The organism is Mesorhizobium sp. M6A.T.Ce.TU.016.01.1.1 (assembly GCF_003997065.1).
Lineage (GTDB): Bacteria > Pseudomonadota > Alphaproteobacteria > Rhizobiales > Rhizobiaceae > Mesorhizobium > Mesorhizobium mediterraneum.
This window is the reverse complement of record NZ_RZTJ01000142.1, coordinates 1-437: the sequence shown is the minus strand read 5'-3', so window position 1 is coordinate 437 and position 437 is coordinate 1. Positions and strand designations below refer to the sequence as shown.

At 59.3% G+C, this 437-nt stretch carries 1 protein-coding gene; it reads left to right on the top strand.

The window, feature by feature from the left end:
- Positions 1-148: 148 nt before the first annotated feature.
- Positions 149-437: AsnC family transcriptional regulator (locus EOC94_RS33645; protein WP_127295894.1), on the top strand; the 289-nt coding region annotated here is incomplete at its 3' end.

Genomic DNA, 437 nt, shown 5'->3' with positions numbered 1-437 from the left:
GTTCGAGCCGATGACCGCGATGCAGCCCGTCAACAGATAGGCAAGCGCCGGGATCGGGGCTCGGGCAGTCAATGGTGCAAGTTGATCAATGTTCGACATATCGGCATAATGGCCGTATTCTATTCAGCGGAGAACCAGGAATTTCGCCATGGATGAAGAAACAGATGGCATTCTGCAGAACAGGCCGGCGGCCCGCGATCTCGACGCGATAGACCGAAGAATATTAGGTGTCCTGGTCGATGACGCCACGATCAGCTACGCCGAACTCGGCGATCGCGTCGGCTTGTCGCCACCCGCAGCGCATGAGCGGGTCAAACGGCTCCGTCGCAGCGGCGCCATCCGCAACACGGTCACCATCATCGATCCCCGGGCGGTGAAAAAGCCTTTGCTCGCCTTTGTCCATATCGACACCAGGGGCTGGGGAAAGACGCCGGAAC